This is a genomic window from Paraburkholderia mimosarum LMG 23256 = NBRC 106338 (genome assembly GCF_000739815.1).
Lineage (GTDB): Bacteria > Pseudomonadota > Gammaproteobacteria > Burkholderiales > Burkholderiaceae > Paraburkholderia > Paraburkholderia mimosarum.
Genome location: NZ_BBJJ01000374.1, coordinates 1 through 556 on the forward strand (window position 1 = coordinate 1; position 556 = coordinate 556).

The following is a 556-nucleotide window of genomic DNA, read 5'->3' on the forward strand; positions in this document are numbered from 1 at the left end:
ACCGCACGCTGCTCGAAGGCTCGGCGATCAACCTCTCGCACCGCGACTGCGGCAAGGTCCAGGATCCGTACTCGCTGCGCTGCCAGCCGCAGGTGATGGGCGCGTGCCTCGACCAGATGCGCCACGCCGCGCAGGTGCTGCTCATCGAGGCGAACGCCGTCTCGGACAACCCGCTGATCTTCCCGGAAACGAACGAAGTGCTTTCGGGCGGCAACTTCCACGCCGAGCCGGTCGCCTTCGCCGCCGACAACCTCGCGCTGGCCGCCGCCGAGATCGGCGCGCTCGCCGAGCGCCGCATCGCGCTGCTCATCGACGCGACGCTCTCGGGCCTGCCGCCTTTCCTCGTGAAGGACGGCGGCGTGAACTCGGGCTTCATGATCGCGCACGTGACGGCGGCCGCGCTCGCCTCGGAGAACAAGACGCTCGCGCATCCGGCCTCGGTGGATTCGCTGCCGACCTCGGCGAACCAGGAAGACCACGTTTCGATGGCGACGTTCGCCGCGCGCAAGCTCGCGGACATCGCGGAGAACACGGCCAACATCCTCGCGATCGAGCT

At 68.9% G+C, this 556-nt stretch carries 1 protein-coding gene; it reads left to right on the top strand.

The genetic code is table 11. The annotated features are described in order from the left end of the window. A partial coding sequence (locus tag BMI01S_RS37960) for an aromatic amino acid lyase (RefSeq protein ID WP_042293694.1) occupies positions 1-556 on the top strand: 556 nt, incomplete at both ends.